Annotated in this window: 8 protein-coding genes; 3 read left to right on the forward strand and 5 right to left on the reverse strand. The window is 60.3% G+C overall.

All coding sequences use genetic code 11. From position 1 onward, the window contains the following. Positions 1-52: 52 nt before the first annotated feature. From WLY71_RS08595 to WLY71_RS08615, 5 genes are all read right to left on the reverse strand, one after another. Positions 53-1,075: an SIS domain-containing protein gene (locus WLY71_RS08595; protein WP_347803225.1), complete on the reverse strand. Its 1,023-nt coding sequence runs from the start codon at positions 1,073-1,075 to the stop codon at positions 53-55. Then, positions 1,056-2,162: an N-acetylglucosamine-6-phosphate deacetylase gene (gene nagA, locus WLY71_RS08600; protein ID WP_347803226.1), complete on the reverse strand. Its 1,107-nt coding sequence runs from the start codon at positions 2,160-2,162 to the stop codon at positions 1,056-1,058. The genes WLY71_RS08595 and nagA overlap by 20 nt, the downstream gene beginning before the upstream one ends. 31 nt (positions 2,163-2,193) lie before the next feature. Then, on the reverse strand, positions 2,194-2,925 hold the full coding sequence (locus WLY71_RS08605; protein WP_008151596.1) for a GntR family transcriptional regulator: 732 nt from the start codon (positions 2,923-2,925) through the stop codon (positions 2,194-2,196). A gap of 293 nt (positions 2,926-3,218) precedes the next feature. Beyond that, complete coding sequence (locus WLY71_RS08610; RefSeq protein WP_347803227.1) at positions 3,219-3,722, reverse strand: L,D-transpeptidase family protein; 504 nt, start codon at positions 3,720-3,722, stop codon at positions 3,219-3,221. A 64-nt stretch (positions 3,723-3,786) separates the two neighbouring features. Continuing rightward, entirely contained in the window at positions 3,787-4,338 is a 552-nt protein-coding gene (locus WLY71_RS08615; RefSeq protein ID WP_347803228.1) for an NUDIX hydrolase, read from the reverse strand. Between the two features lie 146 nt (positions 4,339-4,484). Here WLY71_RS08615 and WLY71_RS08620 point away from each other — a divergent pair, with 146 nt between their 5' ends. The 3 genes from WLY71_RS08620 to WLY71_RS08630 all read left to right on the forward strand — a co-directional run bounded on the left by WLY71_RS08620 (position 4,485) and on the right by WLY71_RS08630 (position 5,889). After that, the gene (locus WLY71_RS08620; RefSeq protein WP_347803229.1) at positions 4,485-5,084 is read left to right on the forward strand and encodes a CoA pyrophosphatase; all 600 of its coding nucleotides are present in this window, start codon (positions 4,485-4,487) and stop codon (positions 5,082-5,084) included. Between the two features lie 68 nt (positions 5,085-5,152). Beyond that, entirely contained in the window at positions 5,153-5,677 is a 525-nt protein-coding gene (locus WLY71_RS08625) for a gamma carbonic anhydrase family protein (RefSeq protein ID WP_007954617.1), read from the forward strand. Continuing rightward, positions 5,674-5,889 carry a DUF1289 domain-containing protein gene (locus WLY71_RS08630; protein ID WP_347803230.1) on the forward strand — a complete coding sequence of 72 codons (216 nt, stop codon included), beginning with the start codon at positions 5,674-5,676 and terminating at the stop codon, positions 5,887-5,889. The genes WLY71_RS08625 and WLY71_RS08630 overlap by 4 nt, the downstream gene beginning before the upstream one ends. Positions 5,890-6,000: the final 111 nt, after the last annotated feature.

Consider the following 6,000-nt stretch of genomic DNA (forward strand, 5'->3'; position numbering starts at 1 on the left):
CTCCTACGGGGGTTATTCGTCCGCCAGCAAATAGGGATGGATACCAATCGGTTCAGTGGGTGCGCGTCACTTTGCTCAAGTGCCGCGGCTGGTCCGGGTCCATGCCTCGGGCGACCGCCAAACTGGCGGCCATGACGTAGAAACTCTGGATTGCCAGAATCGGGTCGAGGGCCGGGTGCTCGGCGCGGGTCAGGGTGAGGTCGCGTTCGGCAATGTCATCCGGTGCGGCCAGCAATACGCGGGCACCGCGCTGGCGCATGTCGGCGGCGAGGCTCAGCAAACCGGCCTGTTCGGCACCGCGAGGGGCGAAGATCAGCAGTGGATAATTTTCGTCGATCAACGCCATCGGGCCATGACGGACTTCGGCGCTGCTGAAGGCTTCGGCCTGGATCGCCGAGGTTTCCTTGAATTTCAACGCGGCTTCCTGGGCGATGGCGAAACCGGCGCCACGGCCAATCACCATCAGACGCTGACAATCGCGCAGGGCATCGATGGCCAGGCTCCAATCCTGTTTTGCCGCCTCGCGCAAACCTTCCGGCAGTGCGAGGCCGGCTTCCAGCAATTGCGCATCCTCTTTCCAGTGGGCGATCAGACGGGCGCTGGCACTGAGGGTGGCGATAAAACTCTTGGTCGCGGCGACGCTGCTTTCGGTGCCGGCACACAGCGGCAGGCTGAACTCACACGCGGCCTCCAGCGGCGAACTCTCGGCGTTGACCATCGAGATGCTCAGGGCGCCGCGCTTGCGCAGCAGACGCATGCTGTTCACCAGATCGGGACTTTGCCCGGACTGCGAAAAGGCGAACGCCACTTGGCCGCTGACCTTCAACGGCGCTTGCAGCATGGTCACCACCGACATCGGCAACGACGCCACCGGGAAGCCCAATTGCTGCATGGTCAGGTAGGCGAAGTAACTGGCGGCATGATCGGAGCTGCCGCGAGCGACGGTCATCGCCACTTGCGGCGGCTGACGACGCAGGCGCCCGGCGATCTCGATCATCTGCGGGTCGAGCTGCTGCAATTGGGTTTGCACGGCCTCGAATGAGGACAGCGCCTCTTCAAGCATTTTTGAAGTCAATGTCTTCTCCTTCGACCATGACGGCGGTCAGTGTGAGTGAGCGATCGAGCCGCACGCAGTCGGCCCAGCTGCCGGGTTGCAGGCGCCCGCGTTCGGTGATGCCGAGGTAGTCGGCGGGGAATTGCGAAAGACGTTGCGAGGCCTCGGCGATCGGCAAGCCGATCTTCACCAGATTGCGCAGGGCTTGATCCATAGTCAGCGTGCTGCCGGCCAGCGTGCCGTCGGGCAAGCGCACGCCACCCAGGCATTTGGTCACGGTGTGGCTGCCAAGCTTGTACTCACCGTCGGGCATGCCGGCGGCGGCGGTGGAATCGGTGACGCAATACAGGCATGGGATCGAACGCAGGGCCACACGGATGGCGCCGGGGTGCACGTGCAGTAAATCCGGAATCAACTCGGCGTATTTGGCGTGAGCCAGTGCCGCGCCGACGATGCCCGGCTCGCGGTGATGCAGCGGGCTCATGGCGTTGTAGAGGTGGGTGAAACTGCTGGCGCCGGCGTTCAGCGCGGCAACGCCTTCCTCATAACTGCCGAGGGTATGGCCGATTTGCATGCGCACGCCGCGAGCGCTGAGGGCGCGGATCAACGCATCGTGGCCGGCGATTTCCGGGGCGATGGTGATCACCCGGATCGGCGCCAGTGCCAGGTATTCTTCGACTTCGGCCATCAACGCGGTGTGGGCGAAATTCGGTTGGGCACCTAGTTTGCCGGGGTTGATGTACGGGCCTTCGAGGTGCACACCGAGGACTCGGGCGCTGCCTTTCGGTCGCTGCTCGCAGAACTCGCCGACGTCCTTGAGCACTCGCGAAATCTCTTCGTTCGGCGCAGTCATGGTGGTCGCCAGCAGCGACGTGGTGCCAAACCGCACGTGGGTTTTGGTGATGGTCTCGAAGGCGGTTGCGCCTTCCATGATGTCTTTGCCGCCACCGCCATGAACGTGCAGGTCGATAAAACCCGGCAGCAGGTAAGGCAGGTCGTTGTCGGCCGGATCGCACGGTTGGCCTTCGATCGACACGACCTTGCCGTGTTCATGAGTCAGCCGGCCGCGAACCCAGCCGTGGGCGGTGAGGATGTTGTCTTCGGACATGATCGGTTCTCTCGTTTAGCGGCGTGGCTGATCAGCGGCGCAGCTCTGCAACAAAGTCGTAGTAGTCGTTGCGGCAATAGGTGTCGGTGACTTCGATCGGCGTGTTGTCTTCCAGATAGCCGACCCGGGTCATCAGCAGCATGGCGGTGCCGGGGGCGATGCCCACCAGGGCGGCGAATTCATCCGAGGCGTTGATCGCCTGAATGTGCTGCAGGGCGCGGACGATCGGCTTGCCAATGCCGTCGAGGTATTCGTAGAGGGAGTCGCCCACCGCTTGCGGCTTGGGAATGATCGAGGCGGGCAGGGTGCTCATCTCGATCGCCATCACCGTGTCGTCGGCTTTACGCAGACGCTTGAGCCGCGCGACCTTGTCGTTCGGCGAGAGGCCCAGGCGGATCAGTTCTTCGTGGGTCGGCGGAGTGATTTCACGCTCCAGCCATTGCGAGCCGGGGACGAAACCTTTCAGGCGCAGCATCTCGCTGAAACCCGAGAGGCGCGACAGCGGTTGTTCCAGGCGTGGGGTGATAAAGGTGCCGGAACCCTGGTTGCGGCGGATCAGGCCTTGCTCGAACAGAACTTCCAGCGCTTTGCGGGCGGTGACGCGGGAGATGCCCAGCATCTCGCTGAGGTTGCGCTCCGACGGCATGGCCTGTTCGGCTTTCCACTGACCGGCATGGATCGCCGCTTCCAGATTGCGCGCCAGTTGCAGGTACAACGGCGTGGGCTGGGTGTCGTCAGGGCGTAGGGCCTGGAGGTCATTCATGTGTGTTTTGTCCGATGCGGATATTGGAGTGTTGTCGCCCGGTGGTGGGGTGAAACCTAATACCACTTAAATACCATGTCAATGCCAGTACTTTGCTATGGGCGCGAGAAGGCCTGCCCAATTGGGTAGGCTGAAGGGCTGTAGGTTTGAAGTGGTATTAGAGGTGGGGATTTCAACAGCAAAGATCGCAGCCTTCGGCAGCTCCTACGGGTGAAATTGGTATCTACCCGGTAGGCGCTGTCGCAGGCTGCGATCTTTTGATTTTTTTTTCGATGAGCGACCGAAGGTAGCCGTTACGGACGGATTTCGATCATCGTGCCGTCCGGCACCAGATTCCAGACTTCGCGCATGTCCATATTGCGCATGGCGATGCAGCCGTCGGTCCAGTCCAGCGTGTGGAACAGGTCTTCGGGGTTTTCTTCGGTGTCCGGGGTGCCGTGGATCATGATCATGCCACCGGGCTCGACGCCTTCGCGCCGGGCGCGGACGGAGTCACTGATGTTCGGGTAGGAGATGTGCATCGACAGGTTGAAACGGTCACTGGTCTTGCGCCAGTCCATCCAATAAAAACCTTCAGGCGTGCGTTTGTCGCCTTCCATGAGTTTCGGGCCGATCGGTCTTTTTCCCAATGAGATGCGATAGGTCTTGAGCGGCTTGCCGTCATTGATCAATTGCAATTGGTGGGCGGATTTGAGAACCAGGATTTTTTCGATGACTTTGCCGTCCAGGGTTTCCGCAACGGAAGCCTGGGAGATAGCGACAAATGACAAGCAAAACAGGGCAAGCAGCCAGCGCATTGAAACGATATCCCTAAGAGGTGTCGCGACTATTTAGTTATAGGTGATTTTAGAACCAGGAGCGTTATGTGATGGCAGGCTGAGCAAGCGGCGGGATCGACTCGGACCGCACGGGGTAGACCTCGGTCCGCCGGTCAGCGAAGAAGCATTCTAAGGTACGGCCCACTGTGCGGAAAGCCAGCTCGGACCAAGGGATGTCGGCTTCTTCGAAAAGCTGCACTTCCAGGCTCTCTTGACCGGCGCAAAAGTCCAGGTCCACCAGTTCGGCGCGGAAGAACACATGCACCTGGCTGATGTGCGGCACGTCGATCAACGTATAGATGCTCAGGTTGCGCACCCGCGCGCAGGCTTCTTCGGCCGTCTCGCGAATGGCCGCCTGCTCGATGGTTTCACCGTTCTCCATGAAGCCGGCGGGCAGGGTCCAATAACCAAGCCGAGGCTCGATGGCGCGTCGGCACAGCAAGACCTTGGAACCCCAGGTCGCCACGCAACCGGCGACGATATTGGGGTTCTGGTAGTGAATCGCGTGACAGCTGTCACAGACAAAACGCAGGCGCGAATCGCCCTCTGGAATGCGCTGGGTCACCGGGTTGCCGCACTGACTGCAAAATTTCATGCTTGGGTTCCTGAATGCTGCGCCTATCTTCGCGTGCGGCGGTGTCTGTCGGCAAGTTGTCGTTTAGCGACATGCAGTGGTTATGGGGTTGGGCGGTCGGTTCGATTGGTGCATGATGCGAGGTAGAGAACAAATCGAGAAGACTCATGCTGGACGAGCTACTTCACCGGGTAAGCAACCACACGCCGCTAACCCTGGAAACCGATCGACGTTTCCCCGAAGCCGCGGTGCTGGTGCCCATCACCCGCAGTGACGAACCTGAACTGGTTCTGACCCTGCGCGCCAGCGGGCTCTCGACCCATGGTGGTGAAGTGGCCTTTCCCGGTGGGCGACGCGACCCCGAAGACCCGGACCTTATTTTCACTGCCCTGCGCGAAGCCCAAGAAGAAATTGGCCTGCCGCCGGGGCTGGTTGAAGTGATCGGCCCGCTGAGCCCGTTGATCTCCCTGCACGGCATCAAGGTCACCCCCTATGTCGGTGTGATTCCGGACTTTGTTGAGTATCAGGCCAACGACGCCGAGATCGCCGCAGTCTTCAGCGTACCGCTGGAGTTCTTCCGCAAGGATCCGCGCGAACACACCCATCGCATCGATTACGAGGGCCGCAGTTGGTACGTGCCGAGTTATCGCTATGGCGAGTACAAAATCTGGGGCCTCACGGCGATTATGATCGTCGAGTTGATCAACCTGCTCTATGACGCCCAAATCAGCCTGCATCACCCGCCCAAGCCTTATATCAACACCTGAAGCCATCGCTCGTATGGCCTGAACCCTGCTTTTTCCAAGTGAGCCTGCCTGGCCTTGAGGACAATAAGATGAAATATCGCCTGGGCGACGCCCGCGTCGAAACCCATCCGCAGAGCTGGGTCGCACCCAATGCCGTGCTGGTGGGTAAGGTCAAACTGGAAGAGGGCGCCAACGTCTGGTTCAACGCTGTGCTGCGTGGCGACAACGAGTTGATCCTGATCGGCAAGAACAGCAACGTCCAGGACGGCACGGTGATGCACACTGACATGGGTTACCCGCTGACCATCGGCACCGGCGTGACCATCGGCCATAACGCCATGCTTCATGGCTGCACGGTGGGCGATTACAGCTTGATCGGCATTAACGCGGTGATCCTCAACGGCGCGAAAATCGGCAAGAACTGCATCATCGGCGCCAACTCACTGATTGGTGAGGGCAAGGAGATTCCAGACGGTTCGCTGGTCATGGGCTCCCCCGGCAAAGTGGTCCGCGAGCTGACCGAGCCGCAGAAAAAAATGCTGGAGGCCAGCGCTGCTCACTATGTGCATAACTCGCAACGTTATGCCCGCGATTTGGTTGAGCAGGAAGAATGAGCGCCACTGAACGGCCGGTGCTATCGCCCTGCGTGAACATTTGCGCGCTGGACGACGATGACATTTGCACCGGGTGTCAGCGCACAGTGGAAGAGATCACGCGCTGGAGCCGGATGGACAACGAGGAGCGCCGCCAGGTGTTGGGGTTGTGTCATGAGCGGGCCAAATCGAGCGGGATACTCTGGATGATCGGCAAAACTCCCAACTTGTAATTGGATGGACTCGCCCAAGCCGAGGCGTCAATGCGCCACGGTGGCAGTCTAATCAGCCAACGACAGCGAGGGCGAGTCCATGAAAAAGCATACTTCGATTGATCAATCCCT

This window comes from Pseudomonas rossensis (assembly GCF_039888995.1).
In the GTDB taxonomy this organism is placed as follows: Bacteria; Pseudomonadota; Gammaproteobacteria; order Pseudomonadales; family Pseudomonadaceae; genus Aquipseudomonas; species Aquipseudomonas rossensis.